Consider the following 20,590-nt stretch of genomic DNA (forward strand, 5'->3'; position numbering starts at 1 on the left):
ATATATAGATCGGAAGTTCACTAAGATTTTTTATGCATAGCGATTAAAATTTCAGCTTCTGCCACTGGCAAGCCACATTCTTGAACTATTTCCTCAATATCTGCGCCAAGCGCAACCATTTTTTGCGCTCTGGTATAAAGCCTGTCTTGTGGTTGCTGTTGTTGCAGTTGCGTTAACTGTTCTTGGTAGGCTTGCAACTTTTCTTGGATGACTTTAATGCGATGTTCGAGTTGCTGACTCACTTGTTGATGCTCTAACTGCCAAGATTGTAATTCCTGTTGCTTACTGGCATAAACATCATCGTGTGAGTGAAAACGCTCTTTGACGTCATTGACGACAAATTCAATACTCGACAGTTGGGTTGCTAATGTATTGATGCGCTGCTCAAATCGTCTTTTTAAAAGATAATAAAGCAAATAAATGCTGACAATAAAAACAATCGCAACGAGCAGCAATATCGTTTGATCCATAAAATCTATTTCAACACTCACACACTAAATCATCATTAACGCATACATCTAATTACTAAATACCATGCAAGCTAGAACTGTTTTAATTCATCCCATTCTTCATCTGAAAGTAACTTATTCAAGTCAACCAGAATTAATAACTCGCCATCTCGATTTGATACCCCTTGAATAAATTTCGCACTTTCATCATTGCCAACATTAGGAGCAACGTCTATCTCAGACGCTTTCAAATAAACCACTTCAGCAACACTATCTACGAGTATACCAATGACCTGCTTTTCAGCTTCAATGATGACGATACGGGTATTATCGGTAACTTCAGAGGATTCCAAACCAAAGCGAGAACGGGTATCAATAACCGTCACTACATTACCGCGTAAATTGATAATACCTAACACATAGGTCGGAGCGCCAGGCACTGGGGCAATTTCGGTATAACGCAGCACTTCTTGTACTTGCATTACGTTAATACCATAAGTTTCGCTATCTAATTGAAAAGTTACCCATTGAAGCACTTCATCATTAGTATCTATACTTTCATTCGCACTGCGTCTTTCATCAGACATACTGCTAGCCTCTTAAATTTTTGACTTTATTCATCTATCTACCAATATAGTATAGTAGCTAACTAATTTATATTAATAGTGTTTTTTGTTTAATCCAGTTACTGACTGATATTAGCACCGTCATCGAGCATTTTGATCAAAGCATCAACATCAATTAACGCACACATTCGGTCTTTTACTAAACCAGCAAGCCAGGGGCGCTTAGTTGAATTTTCCAGCCATTTAACATCGTCCTGTTCTAAGGTAACAGTATCGACCAAATTTTCAGCCATTAAACCCCAATGACTATTATTAAGCATAATAATATATTGATATTCTATCGAGCTTAATAGCTGTTCATTGCATTTTTCAGGCATCACCCACAATGCAGTATCCACCACATTGATCTTTTCCTCGCGATGCAACATCACCCCTTTAAACCAATCAGGTTTTCCCATAAGCGGTGTTGTTTTATCGACATTATGAATACCACCGAGTTCGATCAGCGGCACTGCTACGATTAATCCGGCAACATCAAAAAACATCGCCTGAAAACTGCCTTTGCGATAATCTTTTTCCGGCTGAATAACAAAGTCAGCCTGGCTTTTATGGGTGGTAATCTCTTGTTGTGCTAACTCAGCACCCTTTTCTACTGGAATATCTAACTTTTCAACTAGTTTATTTTCAGATTTTACTGACGTAATCGCATCCAGTTTTGCCTTATCAACTTCATGAGCAACACTGGCCTGTTGCAATAACTTATCAAGCTTACTCTTATCTACAATTTCGGTTTGCTCAGCTGCCTGTTCCTGGGGATCTTCGGTTAAAAGCTCCGACAGGTAATTTTGCATTAATTTTTTGCTTGCAGCTAACGATTTACTCATTATCTTTTAATTCTTACCTTGTAGTTTCATTAAATAGTCTAGCAGATTTTTGTAGGCTAAAACGCCCCGAGTCGATGCCATAAAGTCTGAAGGCACTTTTTGTGCTTCACTAGCATTTCTAAAATTAGTATCAATAGGGATCACGCCTGGCCAAACTTTGTCGCCATATAGTTCTTGTAATTTACGGTAAGCTAAAAGTGATGCTTTAGTTCGTTTATCATACATGGTCGGAACTATGGAATAAGTAAATGGGTTGTCTTGCTCGCCTTGCATAATATCCATAGTTTTCATCATCCGGTCCAAGCCTTTTAATGCCAAAAATTCCGTTTGTACCGGCACTATAATACGGTCAGAAGCCGCTAATGAATTTACCATTAACACCCCTAAAACAGGCGGACAATCCATTAACACATAATCATACTCACCCGTTAGTTTTTGCATTGCTTTTTTCAGTACCAGTCCCATACCACCTTTAGTACCTAGAGAGCGATCTAACGTCGCCAACCCCATAGTGGCAGGAAGAATATCGATGTTGGCATATTTAGTAGGACATAAGCTCTGCATGATTTGCTCTTTGCTCGACACCTGAACAAATAAATCATAAACGCTTAATTCAAGATCTTCGGATTCGATACCAAAATAATAACTTAAAGAGGCATGCGGGTCAGTATCAACGAGCAAAACGCGTTTGCCCCGTTCAGCCAATAATCCGCCTAATGAAATGGTTGTTGTTGTCTTTCCAACTCCACCTTTTTGATTTGCTATTGTCCAAACAACCAAAATGCCACCTTAACCTATTATCAAATAAAAATTACCGGCCTTATTGCACTTCTTTCAATATCGCTGATGGAAAGTCTAGTAAGGATAAGTTCATCGACGAAATACCCGCATTTGTCACCGCTTGCGGCATACCATAAACCACACAGGATTCTTCATCTTGCGCCCAAATGGTGGCTCCTTTTGCCTTCAGCATACGACAACCTTCACGCCCGTCTGACCCCATACCGGTTAAAATAATACCAAGTACAGATTCTCCGTAAATTTTAGCGGCAGAGCCAAAACTGATATCAACGCTCGGTTTAAATGCAATGCGATCTGAATCGTCTGACATCACCTTGATTTTAGCTGAACTGTCTTTACCGTCAAACACCATCTGCATACCACCGGGTGCTAAATATGCACAACCTGGTTTGAGCACATCACCATTTTCTGCCTCTTTAACAGATATCTGGCAAAGGCTATCTAACCGACTAGCAAACGCTTTAGTAAATGCGGCAGGCATGTGTTGTACCATTATAATTGGCAGAGGAAAATTCCCCGGTAATTGGGTTAAAATTTTCTGTAATGCCACAGGTCCACCGGTAGAAGTGCCTATTGCAAGCAATTTATATGATTTGATCGGGGTGCTAGATTGTCTTGTTGAAGTCGTTGTTTTAGGAGTCGTTTCGCGAACAGGCTGCTGTCGGTTGGCAGATGCAGTCGTGTTCGTTTCTCGCCGCGACGACAAACGAATAGGAAAACGTCCTTTCTTACGCGCAAGTTCTAATACTCTTTGCTTTAAAACACTGCCGGCATCACTGGTATTCTTGGCTATTTCATTAAACTTTTTCGGCAAGAAATCTAATGCACCAGCATCCAAGGCTTCTAAAGTAGCCTTAGCCCCTTGATGAGTTAAAGAAGAAAACATCAAAATAGCCGTAGGTGAACTGGCCATGATTTGCTTAACCGCTTCAATACCGTTAAGTAACGGCATTTCAATGTCCATAGTAATGACATCAGGTTTTAACTGCTTTGCTTTTTCTACTGCTTCAATCCCATTAACAGCAACATCAATAACGGTTAAGTTTTTGTCACTGTTAATAATATCACTGACTCGACGACGAAAAAAACTCGAGTCATCGACCACTAAAACCTTATAGGTCATTTGTCATCTCTTTAAATATTATGAACGCAGTTTTTTGTTGACGATAGATTTTTTAGCATAATATTTAAGCATGCTAGGCACATCTATAATCAGCGCAATACCGCCGTCACTTGTGATAGTGGCTCCTGCCATACCTGGTGTACCGTGCAATAATCTGTCTAACGGTTTAATTACCACTTCTTCTTGGCCAATCAAACTATCAACAACAAAACCAATTTGCTGAGCCCCTAATTGCACAATAACCACATGGCCTTTATCTCTTGGTTTTTCCTGATAATCTCTTACCAGCCATTGATCTAAATAAAACAGTGGGATCGCTTTTTCACGGACAATGATTGTTAACTGACCGTCAACTACATTAGTATTAGTTAAATCTAAATGGAATATTTCATTAACACCAGCCAGTGGTAAGGCAAAAGTTTGCTCACCTACTATCACCATTAAGGTAGGTAAAATAGCTAGAGTGAGTGGTACTTTTATTTCTAATACAGTACCAATACCCAATTCAGAATCAATATTAACCGTACCATTTAACTGAGTAATTTTGGTTTTCACCACGTCCATACCAACACCTCGACCCGATACTTCAGAGATCTCAGTTTTAGTAGAAAAACCAGGGGCAAAAATCAAATTAAATGCATCTTGCTCTGATAAGCGATTTGCTGCATCAATATCAAGCACGCCACGCTCAATAGCAATTTCTTTTAATTTTTCCGCATTCATCCCTGCACCATCATCTCTGATGGTTAACAAAATATGATCACCTTCTTGTGATGCAGATAAGATCACGGTTCCTTCACGTTCTTTACCATTCGCCTGACGTACATCTGGCTCTTCAATACCGTGGTCGACCGAGTTACGTACTAAATGCACGAGTGGATCTGCTAACGCTTCCACTAGGTTTTTATCTAAATCAGTCTCTTCCCCTTCCAGGATCAACTTAATTTCTTTATTTAAGCTACGCGCAAGATCTCGTACAACACGGGGAAAACGGCCAAAGACTTTTTTAATTGGCTGCATCCGTGTTTTCATCACTGCCCCTTGCAAGTCAGTGGTAACTGCATCTAAATTAGACACCGCCTTAGTTAATTCTTCATCTTCCTTGGTCATGCCTAAACTGGTTAACCTATTACGCACTAATACCAACTCTCCGACCATATTCATTATTTGATCGAGTCGCTGAGTATCAACGCGAACAGTAGTTTCGCCTTGAGAAGCTGTCGTTGGCGCTGCTTTCTTATCTGCTGCGGCTTTTTTCGCTGCCGGTTTTACCGGCGCACTGGCAGCAGGTTTTACCGCTTCAGCAGGTTTAGCTGCTGGCTGAACTGGAGCCGGAGTTACTGCAGTCGTAGCTTGACTTACTGTTTGTGGCCCTTTGCCCTTACCATGTAATTCATCGAGCAGATTTTCAAACTCATCGTCATCAATTTGATCATTAGGAACTGTTTCAGCCTTACTCGCTTTAGCCATTTCAGCAGAAAAAGCTCCTTGACCGTGCAATTCATCAAGTAAGCTTTCAAACTCGTCATCAGAAATTTCATTGGAACTGGTCGAAGAAGATGGTACTGGTGCACTTGGTTTGGTTTCGCCATGCAGCTCATCGAGTAAGCGTTCAAATTCATCCTCGGTCATTTCATCATCTGAACCTGGCACCGATTCTTTTTGCTCTGACACTTCTGCTTGTGTGGGTGTTGTTTCAGGTGCCGCCGCTTCTGTACCTTCTGGCACACTTAATCGATGTAATTCAGCTAATAATTCGGGGGATGCAGGAGTTAATTCTTCACGCGCCTGCACTAAGGCAAACATATCATTAATGGTATCAAGTGCTTGTAAAATGACATCCATTAACTCTGAGGTAACGGTGCGCTGATGATTTCTTAAGATATCAAAAATGTTTTCCGCACCGTGACATACATCGACAAGTTCGGTTAAGGATAAAAAGCCAGCACCGCCCTTAACAGTATGAAATCCTCGGAATATTGCATTTAATAATTCAGCGTTATCTGGATCGTTTTCAAGTTCAACAAGTTGCTCTGATAAACTTTCAAGTATTTCGCCAGCTTCAATCAAAAAGTCCTGAAGAATTTCTTCATCCGCTTCATAAGACATCCAGCAACTCCTATTAAAAACCTAAACTAGATAAAAGATCATCGACATCGTCCTGATCGGCGACAACATCATCCCTTTGTTCTTTGTTGACGATTGGACCTTCTACTAAATTTTCACCCGTTTTCGGCTTAACGTTTTCTCCTGCTTCACCTGAAGAAATACCAAATGCCGTTAACATATTAATTAAGCTATCTTCAACTTCTCTGACCAAATCGATAACTTTACGTATCACCTGGCCGGTCAGGTCCTGAAAGTCTTGTGCCATTAATACATCCGTCATTAAGGCATGCATATGAGTGGTTTCTTTGCTCGTGGTTTTGAGCAAAATATCGATGTCTTGACACAGACTTTTGAATTCGTCGACACTTAATTCATTACGCATTAACTTTGTCCACAAGGGATCAACCGTTTGGATTTGGCTTTGAATGGTGTCAACAACAGGAAAAATAGACTCAACAGCATCCATGGTTTTATTGGCTGCATCTTCGGTACGACTAATGACATAGTTTAACCTTTCTTTAGCATCCGGAATATCTGCCGTTGCCAAATCATTCAAACGAGAGTCTAACTGAAAATTCATTAGTGAATCGTGAAGCTGACGGGTTAATTTACCTATCTCGGCAAATAACTCGGAATTAATCGGGTTCTGAATTTCAGCAATTAATTCATCAGCTTTATCTTGTTGATCCGTTTCAAGATATTCAACAAGCAACTTCGCTTGTTCCAATGAAACATGGACACCATTATCTATAGTCATGTAACGTCCTTACGTAACAACAAGCGTATAATTAACCTAAGCGTTCAAAGATTTTATCAAGCTTGGTTTTCAATGTTGCTGCCGTAAACGGTTTCACAATGTAACCATTCACACCCGCCTGAGCCGCCATAACAATTTGCTCTTTTTTAGCTTCCGCAGTCACCATTAATACCGGAATATGGGCTAAACTCGCATCGGCCCTGATAGCTTTAAGTAAATCAATACCTTGCATCCCTGGCATATTCCAATCTGTAACAACAAAATCAAAGTCACCCTCTTTCAGCATAGGTAAGGCGGTACTGCCATCGTCTGCTTCTTGAATATTAGTGAACCCTAAATCACGTAACAAATTTTTCACGATACGTCTCATTGTTGAAAAATCATCAACAACAAGTACTTTCATATTTTTATCCAAGGCACCCTCCAGGGAGTTCATTCATAATTCTATATATATATATTGTACTTAACTTTGCCAAGATTGCATACGCGCTTTTAATCGATGTAATGCCTGACTATGAATTTGGCTTACCCTTGACTCGCTGACGTCAAGTACTTGACCAATTTCACGTAAATTTAATTCTTCATCATAATATAATGACAGTACTAAAGCTTCTCTTTCAGGTAAAGTAGTAATACATTCAGACAATGCTTTTTTAAAGATAACTTGTTCGATGTCTTGATAGGGGTCATTACTGTTGCTGTCTTCAGAGCTTTGAATAACATCTTCGCTCACCCCTAAGTCATCGATACCGACAATTTTACCCGTACTGACTTCATTAAGAATATGATGGTACTCATTTAATGAAATATCAAGTTTTTCAGCAACTTCAATATCAGTAACATCACGGCCTAATTCTGCTTCTAACGCTTTTATCGCATCACTGATCATCCGGCTATTTTTATGAACAGAGCGAGGGGTCCAGTCTCCACGGCGAATTTCATCCAACATGGCACCACGAATGCGAATACCAGCAAAAGTTTCAAAACTTGCACCTTTGGTCGCATCAAAATTATTAGCCGCTTCTAACAAGCCAATCATGCCAGATTGAATCAGATCATCGACGATGACACTGGCAGGAAGTCTCGCTAATAAATGATAAGCAATGCGTTTAACTAAAACCGTATGCTGTTCTAATAAAGCACTCTTATCGATGTGTACGTTATAGGCATTCGCTTTTACCAAAATAGTCCACTCTTATGACTAATGCTCTAATAATTGCTCAATAAAAAATTCGAGATGCCCTGAAGGATGGTGTGGAATTGGCCAATTAGCCACCTTAGTTGCTAACGCCATAAATGCCTTAGCTGCAGGAGAATCTGGAAACGCTTGCACAATTGCTTGTTGTTTGCGTACTGATTTTCGAATATTTTCATCAAACGGTATAATGGCGACTAACTCAAGTGCGACATCTAAGAAGCGGTCAGACACTTTAGAAAGTTTTTCAAACAGTTGCTGCCCCTCTCTGGGACCACGAACCATGTTAGCTACCACTTTAAATTTAAAAACATCATGATCTCTGCTCAGCAGTTTCATTAATGCATAACAATCTGTAATAGATGTCGGTTCATCACACACCACCAATAACACATCTTGTGCAGCGCGGGCAAAGCTGAGCACCATATCTGAGATCCCAGCTGCGGTATCGACGATAAGCACATCAAATCCGGTCCGCATATCACTAAAGGCGCGGATCAACCCCGCATGTTCAGACGGTGTTAAATCCACCATAGATTGAGTGCCAGAAGTTGCCGGAATAATTTTAATGCCAGCAGGACCATCAATAATAATATCGTCAAGTTCGCACTCACCAGATAACACGTGAGAGATATTTCGTTTGACTCTTAAGCCAAGCATGACATCTACATTTGCCAAACCTAAATCAGCATCAAGCACTAACACCCGTTTGCCTTGCATTGCTAATGCGATCGAAGTATTTAATGAAACGTTAGTCTTACCGACACCACCTTTACCACCAGAAACTGCTATGACTTTTACTTGATTATTATGCTGCATTTTTCTTAAGCCACTTGCCTGATCTATCATTCATTTTACTCTACTAATATCAATTTTATCACATAGCCATCGCTTGTGATGTCGGCATAGGACGCCGCGTTACCTGACGGTTAAGTTTTGTTGCAAGTCTATCTGCAAGCGTAACCAATTTTTCAGTATTTGCAACTTTAATATCTTCAGGAACCCTTTGTCCGTCAGTAAGATACCCTATTGGTAAACCATTTTGAATAGAAGTTGCAATAATTTCACCAACACTTAGGCTTTCATCAAGTTTTGTGTAAATACAGCCGGCTAATGGCACCTTTTTAAAACGCTCAACGTTTTCTTGCATCACCCGATGCTGCGCATTGGCCGCTAGCACTAAATAATTACGAATTCTAACACGGGAATTAGTGATCAAGGTAGCTAAATGCTCAGCTAAACGCATATCTCTTTGCCCCATTCCCGCAGTATCAATCAAGACCAGCTTTTTATTCGAAAATTGTTGCAGTAATGTTTCTAACGCCTCGCCGTCTTTGGCTAATTTCACCTGACAGCCGATAATACGTCCGTAAGTTGATAATTGCTCAAAACCAGCAATACGGTAGCTATCGGTTGAAATCATTGCCACTTGATCCGCACCATGAATTTGAGCAAAACGCGCGGCTAATTTAGCTACCGTCGTTGTTTTGCCAACTCCAGTCGGACCAACTAGTGATACCACACCACCACGGCGAATGATGTCATTATTCGTTGTGTGTAATTGCTGAGCTAGCAATGCTTTTGCTTGCTGCCAGGCATTTTCTTCATTTAAATCAGTAGGAATACAACTGGCAATATGATCTGCGACATGTTCATTGAGGCCGAGTTCTAATAAACGATTGACTAATAATGCTTTCATTGGATCTTTTTGCGCCATATCTTGCCACATTAATCCAGACAACTGATGTTCCAATAATTGGCGCATTGACAGCATTTCCTGACGCATTTGTTCTATCTCTGCTGAACTATGTGCGGCTGTTTGCCCCGCAGCTATCGTTTGTTGCTGCGACTGAGTAGCTTGCTGAGGCGTTAGCTCACTAATATCCTGCCTTGCCATTTGAATGCTTTCAGTTATCTTAGCCGTGGCATCAGTGCCAGTTTTCGATATATCACCTTGCTCTAATCTGTCGGTAAACGCCTTTAACTGCTGCTCAATATCATTGTTCACTGGTGAACCTTGAGTTCGCTGAACGTTGGCAGTTGCCGTCGCTTGTTGTTGACGTTGTAATAATGCCGATAAGCTGTCTGCTGGTGTGTTAGTTTGGACGCTATCTGAATGAGCTTGCGACTGGGTCTGTGTTATAGGTGTAGTCTGACGTTGGCTACTCAATGAAACGACATCATTGTCAATATCCCGTGATTGAGCAGCATCATCAGTACCAGCTGCGCCAGCATCAGTAACGTCGGCTTCTGCAGCAGGTACTTGTTGTGCGTAATCAACCGCGGCCATTAATTCAACACCTTCAGGTATTTTTTTATTAGACATGATCACCGCATCCGCGCCCAATTCATATTTGATCTGCTCCAACGCTGATCTCATGTCTTTTGCTACAAAACGTCTAATTTTCACGAAAACCCCTTACCGAATGCTTAACGGTATCTGACTGCCAACAAGCTGTTACAGAAGACTATTGGCCAATAGAGCTGACAATTTTAATTTGCTTGTCATCTGGAATTTCTTGATAAGAAATTACTCTCAAACCTGGAATTGTATATTTAACAAACTTAGCCAATACAGTTCTTAGTATGCCCGAGGTCAACAGAATTGGCGTTTCTCCTGCCATTTCTTGCTGTTGTGCACCATCGGTTAACGATTTCTGTAGCCGTTCCGCTAAACCAGGTTCAATACCCGCACCATCGTCTCCTGCCATTTGCATTGACTGGTGCAACATTTGTTCCAACTCTGGTGACAAAGTTATGACGGGGATTTCATTTTCAGAGCCGACTAGCTCCTGAACGATAAATTTACGTAAAGAGATACGAGCTGCAGCGGTTAATACTTCAGGATCTTGGCTTTTAGGACCATACTCCACTAACGTCTGTACTATGCTACGCATATCGCGCACAGCAACCCCTTCATTCATTAGATTTTGCAGTACTTTCACGACCGTACCTAAGGTTAAGACATCCGGGATCAGGCCTTCCACTAATTTAGGATAACTCTTCGCTAGAATATCCAGTAAGTTTTGTACTTCTTCATGTCCTAATAACTGTGCAGCATTATTGGTTAAAACTTGACTAAGGTGGGTTGCTAATACGGTAGCGGCGTCCACTACGGTATAGCCCAACGCCTGAGCCTGTTCCCGCTGTGACTGAGCAATCCATACGGCATCTAAGCCAAACGCAGGATCTTTAGTGGCGATGCCATCTAGCTTACCATATACCTGACCTGGGTTAATCGCCAAGTCTTGGTCATGACGTATTTCCGCTTCACCAACCGTAACCCCCATCAGAGAAATTTGATAGCAATTTGGGTCTAAATCTAAATTATCCCTGATATGCACCGCCGGAACTAAAAAACCAAACTCTTGTGATAATTTTTTACGAACTCCCTTAATCCGATTAAGTAGCTCGCCCCCCTGTGCTTTATCGACCAAGGGGATCAAACGATAGCCAATTTCCAGCCCAACAATGTCGACATGGTTAACATCATCCCAGCCAAGGTCTTTGACTTCCGCTTGCTGTTTCTTACTTTCAACTTGTTCAACTTCCGCTTTTTTTGCATCTTCTGCTGCTTTGGCTAATTTATATTTACTACCAATAAAAGCACCACCTGCGATAAGTATGGCAAACAACAAAAACACCAGGTGTGGCATGCCAGGGACAACTCCCATAACAAACATCACACCTGCTGCAATATATAATGACTTTTCCTGCCCAAGCTGAGTACTAACTTGAGATCCCATATCTTCGCTGGTATTTTGACGCGTTACGACAATTGCCGTACCAACCGACAATAATAACCCAGGAATTTGCGCCACCAGACCATCACCGATAGTCAATAAGGTATAAATTTCTACCGCACTGTCAAAAGATAGATCATGTTGCACCATACCAATCACCAGTCCACCGATGATATTGATAAATAAAATGAGAATTCCGGCAATAGCATCCCCTTTAACAAACTTACTGGCACCATCCATCGAACCGTAAAAATCCGCTTCACTAGTGACTTCAACACGACGTTCCCGTGCCTGCTCAGCATTTATAAAGCCAGCATTTAAGTCCGCGTCAATCGCCATTTGCTTCCCTGGCATAGCATCTAAAGTAAAACGTGCGGTTACTTCTGAAATACGACCCGCACCTTTAGTCACCACGACAAAGTTAATAATGATTAAAATAAGGAAAACCACTAACCCAACAGCATAGTTACCACCAATAACCACAGAGCCAAAAGCTTCGATCACTTTACCCGCGGCATCGGGTCCTGCGTGCCCTTCAAGTAATACTACCCGGGTGCTGGCAACGTTTAATGCCAGGCGCAAAATAGTTGCAATAAGCAATACCGCAGGAAACGAGCCGAACTCCAATGGTTTTAAGGTATAAACAGTGATCAGCAACACCACTAAGGATAAAGCAATGTTAAAAGAAAAAAGAATATCCAATAAAAACGCGGGCATAGGAAGGATCACCATACCTAATGCCGCCATCACTAACAGTGGCGTTCCTATACCGGATAACACCCTGAGCTTTTTCTGTTTGATTTGATTTAAATGAGCTACTAGTTGCATTTAATCGACACGATAATAATTTGACGCATACGCCAAAATTGCAAATCTTGTACCAATTAATAGTGTAAAGCGCTAATAACGAAAATCATCTGGAATAGGTAAGCTTTTTGCTAATGGCACTGGACGCTTAGCCTTGCCTTTTTTATGCTCGTTTAACTGATAAATAAAGGCCAGTACCTGAGCAACAGCAGCAAAGAGCTCTTCAGGGATATCTTCATTAACTTCGGCTGTATAGTACAATGAACGAGCAAGTGCGGGCGAAGCGATAATTTCGACGCCATGCTCTTTAGCAATAGTGCGAATATGTATCGCCATTTCATCTATACCTTTCGCCACTAACTGCGGTGCCCCTCCTTGACTGGCATCATATTTAAGGGCGACAGAAAAATGCGTTGGGTTAGTGATCACCACATCAGATTCAGGGACATCTGCCATCATCCTACGTTGTGACATTTCATATTGAGTACGACGAATGCGACCTTTATTCTCAGGACTCCCTTCTGAATTTTTATGCTCATCCTTAATTTCTTGTTTCGTCATTTTTAATTGCCGGGTGTGATCCCATTTTTGATAAGGAGCGTCTACCGCAACAATAATGATCAAAGAAAGCCCTAGTGCCAAAAACATCCACAGCAATAGGTCGACTGCATGAGCAAAATTAAATGGGATAGCTTCGATACTTAACGACAGAATTTGCTCAAACAAACTGGTTAATAATAAATAAGCTGAAAAAAATACCACGAAAAACTTCATTAAGGATTTAATCAGCTCAACATAGGCTTTTATACCAAACATACGTTTAAAGCCCGCAATGGGAGACATCTTACTGAGTTTTGGCATCATGGCTTCCCAGGAAAAGCTAATACCGCCCAGTAACGTATTACCAATAAAAGCCGCTAATATGATAATGGCAAAAATCCATCCCATAGGCTTAATAATGAGTGAAACATTGGTGCTGGCGACAGCAAATAATGCATTAATATCCATCACTTCCTGTCGACTTAAAGAAAACTGATTCTTCATCATAAACGCGAGACTTTCTACGAGTGAATTTCCCATGAACATCAAAGCAATGGCGCTACCAACCAGAACAAACATAGTGCCTAGATCTTTAGAGCGGGCTATTTGACCTTTTTTTCGCGCTTCTGAGAGCTTTTTCGCCGTCGGCTCTTCTGTTTTTTCACCGCTATCAGACTCAGCCATTAGCGCGCCTCACAGTCAATCAAATAACAGCTAAATTCTAACGCCCGTTGCCATTGCGCTTCAAAATGGGTAAGAAAATTGCCCATGGTTAACCACATAATTAATAAACCAGAACACATGGTAATAGGGAATCCAATAGCAAAAATGTTTAACTGTGGAGCTGCCCGAGTCATAATACCAAAAGAAAAGTTTATCAATAGCATCGCCGTTAGCGGCGCCATAGCCAAAGATAATGCAGTAGCAAACATCCAGCTGCCCCACTCCACCACTTCTTTATATTTTATCGTGCTAAAATTTTCTAACGGGATAGGCAAGGTGTCAAAACTGGCGACAATATAGTGAAGATAAGCTAAATGGCCATCCATAACCCAAAACAGCAACGACGATAAGATCAGAAAGAATTGCCCAACTGCCGGGACATTCATGCCACTAGCAGGATCGACTAATGACGCAAAACCTAAACCAGTTTGCATCGCAATTATTTGACCCGCCATGGTAAAAGTATTAACAACCATAATAGTCACTAGCCCTAGCATCACGCCAATAATTGTCTGTTCAGCCACTAAAATGGTGGTTTGAAATGAAAATAGATTAGCCACTTCAGTCGGTGGAATAGCAGGCATAATCGCAATCGTAATGGCAATGGATAAAAACAATTTAATACGTCGAGGGATCGCTTTGGCACCAAAGCCTATCATTGACATAATCAGTGCGGACACTCGTGCTAAAGGCAGGAGAAAGTCTGCCATATATTGATTAACGACTGACTCGGTAAATTCCATTAGCATTACGCCTTATTAACTAATAACGCTGGGAATACTGGCAATCAAGCGAAAAGAATAATCCATTAACTTTTGCACTAACCAGTGTCCACCGAAAATCAACGCTAATAGGGTGACGATTAATCGTGGTAGGAAACTTAAGGTTTGTTCATTAATCGATGTTGCCGCCTGAAATACCGCGACAATTAAACCAACAATCAAACTGGGCACAATAACAGCACTAACCAATACAATGACCAGAAATAACGCATCACGCAAAATATCAACAAAGACTTCTGGACTCATCAGGGACCTCCCATACCATAGCTAGTAGCAATGGTGCCGATAACAAGATTCCACCCATCGATCAAGACAAATAGCATTAACTTAAATGGCAAAGAAACTATCATTGGCGATAACATCATCATCCCCATCGCCATCAAGATACTGGCAACCACTAAATCAATGATCAAAAACGGGATAAATAGCATAAAACCAATTTGAAATGCTGTTTTCAGTTCACTGATAACAAATGCCGGAATGATCACTGTCATTGGCAGATCCGTTGGCTTATCCACTTCGGTAATACCTGCCATTTGCGCTAAGGTGTCTAAATCTTTCAATCGGGTTTGTTCAAGCATAAAGGCTCTCAGCGGTACTTTAGCTTTATCAATTGCCTGCACTGAGGTTAATTGTTCTGCCAGATAAGGCTGAATCGCACTCTCATTTATCTTGTTATAGACCGGCGTCATAATGAACAAGGTCATAAATAACGTCAGACCAATGATCACCTGATTTGATGGAGTTTGTTGCAAGCCAAACGCCTGCCTTAATATGGCCATCACGACAACGATTCGGGTAAAAGATGTCATCATGATCACGGCGGCAGGAATAAAGCTCAGCGCCGTCATAAAGATCAGAATTTGCAGCGTAATCGAATACTCTTGCGAGCCATCTGGATTAGTAGTCAGCTTTAATGCCGACATTGACAAATCATCTGCCGCATACACACCACCGGTAAAAGCCATTAATAAAAACGTTACTAAGTAAAAAATATGGTTTCTATTAACTTTCTTTTGCATGAATTATTGCTCTATTTATCTTGGCGTGACTTATTAAAAAAACGACTAACGGTTTGATTAAATTCCTGAGTGACAGGCATCGCAATATCAAGGGGCTGCTCCAGCGTTTTAATTAACGATACTTGCTGCTGACTGACAGCTAATAACAACTGCTGTTCTCCCACTTGCACTACAACTAATTTTTCTTTCGTCCCTAACGGTAAGCTAGCAATTACTTTCATGCCAGCGACTGAATGATTGGTTAAGTTAAACTTTTTTAACAGCCAAGCACTAACAATGATCAGCACCAACACCATTAACAATGACATGATCATACTCATGGCATCTAAATTGACATTCGCATGCTTACCCACTTGCACAGTTTCTTCCTGCCCGAGGCTAACGCAAGAAAAAAAAGTCACAATAAGCAGTACTAAATTTCGCAAAGTCATAACGTTATTTAAGCTTTTTAATACGTTCAACCTGACTGATAACGTCAGTTAATCGAATACCAAACTTATCATTGACTACCACCACTTCACCGTGGGCAATTAAGGTACCATTAACTAAGACATCTAACGCTTCACCGGCAACACGGTCTAACTCTACTACCGAGCCCTGGTTTAACTGTAACAGGTTACGAATACTAATATGACTACGCCCTACTTCCATTGAAATAGTGACCGGAATATCTAGTATAGCGTCCAGTTTACGCTGTTCTTCACCACTAACGGGGGCATCCTCTTCTTTAAGCTCATCTAATTCGACCGTTTCGGCCGAATCTTCGTCACCTGCGGCTTCAGCATCGGCTTGTTCATCCATTGCCTCATCCCACATGCTTAAATCTTCATTTTCATCACTCATGCTTTTGCCTCTATCTAATACTCTAAATCATCTTCTAGCAGATGCAGTTCAGCATCACTGTCTAAACGTTTACCGCCTTTAGTTAGGATAGTTAGTTCATTTTTCACTGACTCTGGACGTTTAATTTTCTCTTGAATTTGCAGCGCAACATTGTCTCGGCTCTTACCAAGTTTTGCTCTAAAGGTCGGTAGTTCTTCAATTAATACGGTGATATGTTCCGGCATTTCTATCGGAATAATATCCCCAGCCTCTAATTCCATAATTTTGGATAAGGGTAAATCCACTTCTAAAAATTTCGTCGATAGCTCTACTGGCACATCTAAAATTTCATCACGCAATGCTTTAGACCAGCGCATATCTGTGTCTTCTTTATCACTTTGCACACCTGCGTCAAGCAGTTCACGAATCGGTTCTAACATAGAATAAGGTAAGGCAACGTGGAAATCGCCACCACCGCCGTCCAGTTCTATATGGAACGAACTGATCACCACCACTTCCGTCGGACTGACAATGTTTGCCATCGACGGGTTCACTTCTGAATCTAAATACTCAAACGAGACATCCATCACTGGCGACCAGGCTTCTTTATAATCTTCAAAGATCAACTTAAGTAACATTTGAATAATACGACGTTCGGTAGGAGTAAATTCACGCCCTTCAATCTTCGCATGATAGCGGCCATCACCACCAAAAAAATTATCGACTAAGATGAACACTAAACGGGCTTCCATGGTAATAAGCCCGGTACCTTTTAACGGTCTGAAACGCACCATATTCAAGCTGGTCGGTACAAACAAAGTATGTACGTACTCACCAAACTTGATCATCTGGATACCATTGATTGACACTTCAGCGGTACGGCGCATCATATTAAACAAACTAATACGCATATGACGGGCAAAACGTTCATTCACCATTTCGAGGGTCGGCATCCGACCACGGACAATACGATCTTGCGAGGAAAAGTCATAGTCACTCGTCCCTTCGGCCTGGACTTGATCCTCTTGTACTTCTTCTTCTTCAACTTCATCTACGCCATGTAATAGCGCGTCGATTTCGTCTTGTGATAATAAGTCACTCACTCGATAGTCTCTTTATCCGCTTTAATTAACGCTCAATATTCACACTGTTATTGCATAACAAACCCGGTAAATAACACTTGCTCTACTATGTTACTACCCTCGACATCCGTCATAATTTTTTGTACTTCTGCTAACGATTTCTGCTTTAACGATGTTTTACCTGCACTAGTGGCCAAATCATCGGCATTAGACTGTGAAAACACAGCTAACAGGGTACTTTCAATTAGAGGTACATGCTTTTTCGCCGCCTCTTCATTATCACCACCGCGTACTAATAATTGCACACGGATCTCGACAAAACGATCACGCGAAGCGCCTGGGACATTAAACCGAAAAGGCCTAGGCATAGGCACATATAACGCTGTCCCAGCTTTCGCCCCTGTTGGCTCAGCAGTTTGTGTCGCACCATCACCGCTCCCGGAATCTAACGCTGCATCCAGCTCAGCTTGTGGAATTTCCGGCTCTCCCCCTGCTAAGAAGAAATATGCCGCACCACCACCAATCACTAATACCGCCACGATTGCGATAATAATAATCATTTTTTTCTTTTTGCCTGATTTATCTAGCTCTAATTCTTTTTCTTCATCAGCCATTTTCAGTCCTTAACTACTGAATTTCTTAATAGTTAAACTATATCCTTGATTGCCTTGTTAGCAAATGCTTTTCTTGCATTATACGTAGTAATCAACACCAGTTGCTGAAGCTTTATACAAATTCACCTGAGATCTAACCATAGTCTCGTCATGTAACTCCCCTTCAACACCATGATCCCCTTCCATAGTTTGCTGACCAGCAAAGCTCTGCTCAGCACCTTGTTGTTGCCGTTGTTCAATATTGGTGTCACCGACATCAACACCGCTATCAGAAAGCATCTCTCTTAATTTATGGATATTTTGTTCAATCGCTTCTTTTGCTTGCTGATTCTGCACGACAAAATTCACAGCTGCTTGTTCATTTTGCAAATTCAAACGCACTTGCATGCTACCAAGTTCTGGTGGATCAAGGCGAATATCCAGTTGTTTGATTTTCTGGTTGATCATCACCATCACTTTATCTTTAACCGCACTTGAAAAATCTTTACGATAAATAGCGATAGTTTCATTGTGTATTTGTACGGCTGTTTTCGCCGACTGCACTGAGATAGAATCCGCATGCTCTTTTGCCATGGTATGCTGGAACATGTGCTCTTCAGCCATCACAGTTGCATGTTGCCCTAAATGACTGGCACTTGGCTCATTGATAACAGACGGTTTTGCCGGCATCGCGGGAGAAGTTTCACTAGTAGCCTGCGCTTTATTTACATTTAATGTCTGTTCAATAAGCTGTTCATTACTTTCTTTTCCAGATTGCTGCTGCAAAAACTGATTTGAAGATTGCTCTGACGACGTCTGTTGTTGGCTATTTTGCTGTGCCATTACATTATTAGCCGCTATTGTTTGATTAGTGCTGCGCTGAGTTGTCGAAGCTGAGGTTTTTCGTTCACTATTATTTTCCGCGGTCACTACAGCAGAAATTTCGCTATCTGAGCTTTCTTGACTAACGGTATTATCAGTATTACTTTTTACTGGCGTTTCAACCGCTACTTTAACAGCTTCACCTTGGATATTAACCGTTTGTTTGTTATTTGCTGACTGAGAGCTAGCCGTTTTCTGTTCAACTTCAGCAATACCTGATTCACCATCTGCACCAGATAGTAGTAATTCCTTATTACGTACAAGTTGCTCAACATTTTCACTTTCTTGCTTGATAATAGGTGGTGTTTGCTGAATCGAAATACTTTTCGCAACCTTAGTTGATTGTGCCGCCGTCCCCTCTTTTACTAACTGCTCAAGTTCACCAGCGTTACTGCTTTTAGAGTTTTGCTTAGCCGCCTCTTTGCTAATCACTTCACCATTATTCTTTATAACGCTCTCAGCTGTTGAGCCATTTTTTTCTATTGATGTTTTTTTAATTTCCGATGATGCTGATTCTTTTTGTTTGGTATTTTCTTCAGCGTTATCTGATAACTCATTTGCGGTACTAGTTACTTTAGTAACTTTTTCACTCTCACTGGCAAAAGCGACTTTACCTTTGTTATTCAATGAAATAGCCAGCTCAGAAACCGGCATTTTTTCACCGGCACCACGGATAAGCTCAGTGGTTTCAGTATTAACATCATCTGACGCTTGAATAAATGCTAATAACTGCTGCGCAATATCGTTAACTTTAGCTTTACCCTCAGCATCCAAAGGTTCAGTTAACTGACTGACATCTTTAGCTATTTCGGTTTCATCTTGGCTATTCGTTTGTTTGCCGCCTTGCTGCACTGTCTGTTGTTTACTGGCTGCATCACTATCATCAGCCACAGACCCTGCCTGTTTAGCTTCATCTTGTGATACTTGCTCACTAGCGTTAGCCGGTACTGATGAGACATGCGACTCTAGATCCTGACTTTTTTTGCCGTTACTGTCTCCAGTATTGCCGCTTTTTCCTTGTTGCTGTCGACTCATCACTTGAGAAAAATCTGCGGAACTGCTTTGTTCGCCAGCCGCTTTGTTGCTATTTCCTCCAATAGAATCAACACCTTGAACGACATCTATAGCTAAAACACTAACCTGTGACATAATTTTACCTTAAAAATTATTGAGCGAATTTACCTGTGCTCTCCACCACCTGAGAGATCTTCTGCAAAACTCATTCCAAATTATGCAAATCGGGAGTTTCTTCGTCGGATATATTGCTGAGTAGCAATTTCATCAAACATATTTTGTTCTTGTTTTGCCGCTATTTTTTGCATTTGTTTACGTTTACTCTCGCGCAATAATTCAACCGCCTGAACCTTTTGCCGCTGCGTTAACCACTGCTGCCGGCGCTGTTCAACTAAAGATTTTGCTTGCCTGATAGCGACTTTCACTTGCTCAGCAGCATTATCCAGTTTCGCAACAAAAGCATGGAAATGACGGTAGGTCGCGCTATCAATACCCGCAATTGAGCGTTGATCTAAACGTTTCATATATTCCAGACGAAATGCACCAACGCTTTCCAGGCGGGTGAGGTTTTCCTGATAATCACGTTCAGCCATTTGCAGTTGCTGCGCCGCTTTTTGTTCTTTATCTGACTCGAACTTAAATAAGGTATCAAGTTGCTTCATCGACATCGTCAACCTCCTGCTGATTTAACGACTA

22 protein-coding genes are annotated in these 20,590 nt (G+C 41.2%); all 22 read right to left on the reverse strand.

The genetic code is table 11. The features are described from left to right. Positions 1 to 20: 20 nt before the first annotated feature. Positions 21 to 470, reverse strand: coding sequence for a DUF2802 domain-containing protein (locus QQK06_RS04700; RefSeq protein WP_284243469.1), 450 nt, complete (start codon positions 468 to 470; stop codon positions 21 to 23). A 71-nt stretch (positions 471 to 541) separates the two neighbouring features. Beyond that, positions 542 to 1,036, reverse strand: coding sequence for a chemotaxis protein CheW (locus QQK06_RS04705; protein ID WP_284243471.1), 495 nt, complete (start codon positions 1,034 to 1,036; stop codon positions 542 to 544). Between the two features lie 98 nt (positions 1,037 to 1,134). Beyond that, positions 1,135 to 1,899, reverse strand: coding sequence for a chemotaxis protein CheW (locus tag QQK06_RS04710; RefSeq protein ID WP_284243472.1), 765 nt, complete (start codon positions 1,897 to 1,899; stop codon positions 1,135 to 1,137). Positions 1,900 to 1,905: 6 nt separating this feature from the next. Further along, entirely contained in the window at positions 1,906 to 2,679 is a 774-nt protein-coding gene (locus QQK06_RS04715; protein WP_284243473.1) for a ParA family protein, read from the reverse strand. Between the two features lie 40 nt (positions 2,680 to 2,719). Then, a complete protein-coding gene (locus QQK06_RS04720) occupies positions 2,720 to 3,823 on the reverse strand; it encodes a protein-glutamate methylesterase/protein-glutamine glutaminase (protein ID WP_284243474.1) in 1,104 nt (367 codons plus the stop codon). Positions 3,824 to 3,841: 18 nt separating this feature from the next. Then, positions 3,842 to 5,932 carry a chemotaxis protein CheA gene (locus tag QQK06_RS04725; RefSeq protein ID WP_284243475.1) on the reverse strand — a complete coding sequence of 697 codons (2,091 nt, stop codon included), beginning with the start codon at positions 5,930 to 5,932 and terminating at the stop codon, positions 3,842 to 3,844. Positions 5,933 to 5,945: 13 nt separating this feature from the next. Continuing rightward, the gene (locus QQK06_RS04730; RefSeq protein ID WP_284243476.1) at positions 5,946 to 6,689 is read right to left on the reverse strand and encodes a protein phosphatase CheZ; all 744 of its coding nucleotides are present in this window, start codon (positions 6,687 to 6,689) and stop codon (positions 5,946 to 5,948) included. Positions 6,690 to 6,720: 31 nt separating this feature from the next. Further along, positions 6,721 to 7,104 (reverse strand): chemotaxis response regulator CheY, encoded by a 384-nt coding sequence (gene cheY, locus QQK06_RS04735; RefSeq protein WP_284246572.1) that lies wholly within the window; start codon positions 7,102 to 7,104, stop codon positions 6,721 to 6,723. A gap of 48 nt (positions 7,105 to 7,152) precedes the next feature. Further along, positions 7,153 to 7,872, reverse strand: coding sequence for an RNA polymerase sigma factor FliA (locus tag QQK06_RS04740; RefSeq protein WP_431313634.1), 720 nt, complete (start codon positions 7,870 to 7,872; stop codon positions 7,153 to 7,155). Positions 7,873 to 7,890: 18 nt separating this feature from the next. Continuing rightward, the gene (locus tag QQK06_RS04745) at positions 7,891 to 8,733 is read right to left on the reverse strand and encodes a MinD/ParA family protein (protein WP_284243477.1); all 843 of its coding nucleotides are present in this window, start codon (positions 8,731 to 8,733) and stop codon (positions 7,891 to 7,893) included. Positions 8,734 to 8,761: 28 nt separating this feature from the next. Further along, complete coding sequence (gene flhF / locus QQK06_RS04750) at positions 8,762 to 10,294, reverse strand: flagellar biosynthesis GTPase FlhF (RefSeq protein WP_284243478.1); 1,533 nt, start codon at positions 10,292 to 10,294, stop codon at positions 8,762 to 8,764. A gap of 58 nt (positions 10,295 to 10,352) precedes the next feature. Beyond that, a complete protein-coding gene (gene flhA, locus QQK06_RS04755) occupies positions 10,353 to 12,455 on the reverse strand; it encodes a flagellar biosynthesis protein FlhA (protein ID WP_284243479.1) in 2,103 nt (700 codons plus the stop codon). 72 nt (positions 12,456 to 12,527) lie between these two features. Continuing rightward, positions 12,528 to 13,658 (reverse strand): flagellar biosynthesis protein FlhB, encoded by a 1,131-nt coding sequence (gene flhB, locus QQK06_RS04760; RefSeq protein ID WP_284243480.1) that lies wholly within the window; start codon positions 13,656 to 13,658, stop codon positions 12,528 to 12,530. Then, positions 13,658 to 14,440: a flagellar biosynthetic protein FliR gene (gene fliR / locus QQK06_RS04765; protein ID WP_284243482.1), complete on the reverse strand. Its 783-nt coding sequence runs from the start codon at positions 14,438 to 14,440 to the stop codon at positions 13,658 to 13,660. The genes flhB and fliR overlap by 1 nt, the downstream gene beginning before the upstream one ends. Before the next feature lie 15 nt (positions 14,441 to 14,455). Then, on the reverse strand, positions 14,456 to 14,725 hold the full coding sequence (gene fliQ / locus QQK06_RS04770) for a flagellar biosynthesis protein FliQ (protein ID WP_284243483.1): 270 nt from the start codon (positions 14,723 to 14,725) through the stop codon (positions 14,456 to 14,458). Then, the gene (fliP, locus tag QQK06_RS04775; protein ID WP_284246574.1) at positions 14,725 to 15,447 is read right to left on the reverse strand and encodes a flagellar type III secretion system pore protein FliP; all 723 of its coding nucleotides are present in this window, start codon (positions 15,445 to 15,447) and stop codon (positions 14,725 to 14,727) included. The genes fliQ and fliP overlap by 1 nt, the downstream gene beginning before the upstream one ends. Positions 15,448 to 15,512: 65 nt before the next feature. Beyond that, the gene (fliO, locus tag QQK06_RS04780; RefSeq protein ID WP_284243484.1) at positions 15,513 to 15,932 is read right to left on the reverse strand and encodes a flagellar biosynthetic protein FliO; all 420 of its coding nucleotides are present in this window, start codon (positions 15,930 to 15,932) and stop codon (positions 15,513 to 15,515) included. Between the two features lie 4 nt (positions 15,933 to 15,936). After that, positions 15,937 to 16,344, reverse strand: a complete 408-nt coding sequence (fliN, locus tag QQK06_RS04785) for a flagellar motor switch protein FliN (protein WP_284243485.1) — start codon at positions 16,342 to 16,344, stop codon at positions 15,937 to 15,939. Between the two features lie 14 nt (positions 16,345 to 16,358). Next, positions 16,359 to 17,426 carry a flagellar motor switch protein FliM gene (fliM, locus tag QQK06_RS04790; protein ID WP_284243487.1) on the reverse strand — a complete coding sequence of 356 codons (1,068 nt, stop codon included), beginning with the start codon at positions 17,424 to 17,426 and terminating at the stop codon, positions 16,359 to 16,361. 47 nt (positions 17,427 to 17,473) lie between these two features. After that, a complete protein-coding gene (fliL, locus tag QQK06_RS04795; protein WP_284243489.1) occupies positions 17,474 to 18,019 on the reverse strand; it encodes a flagellar basal body-associated protein FliL in 546 nt (181 codons plus the stop codon). Between the two features lie 78 nt (positions 18,020 to 18,097). Then, positions 18,098 to 20,029, reverse strand: coding sequence for a flagellar hook-length control protein FliK (locus QQK06_RS04800; RefSeq protein WP_284243490.1), 1,932 nt, complete (start codon positions 20,027 to 20,029; stop codon positions 18,098 to 18,100). A gap of 80 nt (positions 20,030 to 20,109) precedes the next feature. After that, positions 20,110 to 20,562 (reverse strand): flagellar export protein FliJ, encoded by a 453-nt coding sequence (fliJ, locus tag QQK06_RS04805; protein ID WP_284243491.1) that lies wholly within the window; start codon positions 20,560 to 20,562, stop codon positions 20,110 to 20,112. Positions 20,563 to 20,590 lie beyond the last annotated feature (28 nt).

The sequence above is a fragment of the Thalassotalea insulae genome (genome assembly GCF_030161395.1).
GTDB lineage: Bacteria > Pseudomonadota > Gammaproteobacteria > Enterobacterales > Alteromonadaceae > Thalassotalea_E > Thalassotalea_E insulae.

Coding starts and splice junctions, on each gene's coding strand:
- QQK06_RS04720 (WP_284243474.1), bottom strand. CDS start 3,823: ATGACCTATAAGGTTTTAGTGGTCGATGACTCGAGTTTTTTTCGTCGT.
- flhB (WP_284243480.1), bottom strand. CDS start 13,658: ATGGCTGAGTCTGATAGCGGTGAAAAAACAGAAGAGCCGACGGCGAAA.
- QQK06_RS04700 (WP_284243469.1), bottom strand. CDS start 470: ATGGATCAAACGATATTGCTGCTCGTTGCGATTGTTTTTATTGTCAGC.
- QQK06_RS04745 (WP_284243477.1), bottom strand. CDS start 8,733: ATGATAGATCAGGCAAGTGGCTTAAGAAAAATGCAGCATAATAATCAA.
- QQK06_RS04710 (WP_284243472.1), bottom strand. CDS start 1,899: ATGAGTAAATCGTTAGCTGCAAGCAAAAAATTAATGCAAAATTACCTG.
- QQK06_RS04705 (WP_284243471.1), bottom strand. CDS start 1,036: ATGTCTGATGAAAGACGCAGTGCGAATGAAAGTATAGATACTAATGAT.
- fliJ (WP_284243491.1), bottom strand. CDS start 20,562: ATGTCGATGAAGCAACTTGATACCTTATTTAAGTTCGAGTCAGATAAA.
- fliP (WP_284246574.1), bottom strand. CDS start 15,447: ATGGCTTTTACCGGTGGTGTGTATGCGGCAGATGATTTGTCAATGTCG.
- fliO (WP_284243484.1), bottom strand. CDS start 15,932: ATGACTTTGCGAAATTTAGTACTGCTTATTGTGACTTTTTTTTCTTGC.
- fliL (WP_284243489.1), bottom strand. CDS start 18,019: ATGGCTGATGAAGAAAAAGAATTAGAGCTAGATAAATCAGGCAAAAAG.
- fliN (WP_284243485.1), bottom strand. CDS start 16,344: ATGAGTGATGAAAATGAAGATTTAAGCATGTGGGATGAGGCAATGGAT.
- QQK06_RS04730 (WP_284243476.1), bottom strand. CDS start 6,689: ATGACTATAGATAATGGTGTCCATGTTTCATTGGAACAAGCGAAGTTG.
- flhA (WP_284243479.1), bottom strand. CDS start 12,455: ATGCAACTAGTAGCTCATTTAAATCAAATCAAACAGAAAAAGCTCAGG.
- fliR (WP_284243482.1), bottom strand. CDS start 14,440: ATGGAATTTACCGAGTCAGTCGTTAATCAATATATGGCAGACTTTCTC.
- QQK06_RS04725 (WP_284243475.1), bottom strand. CDS start 5,932: ATGTCTTATGAAGCGGATGAAGAAATTCTTCAGGACTTTTTGATTGAA.
- QQK06_RS04800 (WP_284243490.1), bottom strand. CDS start 20,029: ATGTCACAGGTTAGTGTTTTAGCTATAGATGTCGTTCAAGGTGTTGAT.
- fliQ (WP_284243483.1), bottom strand. CDS start 14,725: ATGAGTCCAGAAGTCTTTGTTGATATTTTGCGTGATGCGTTATTTCTG.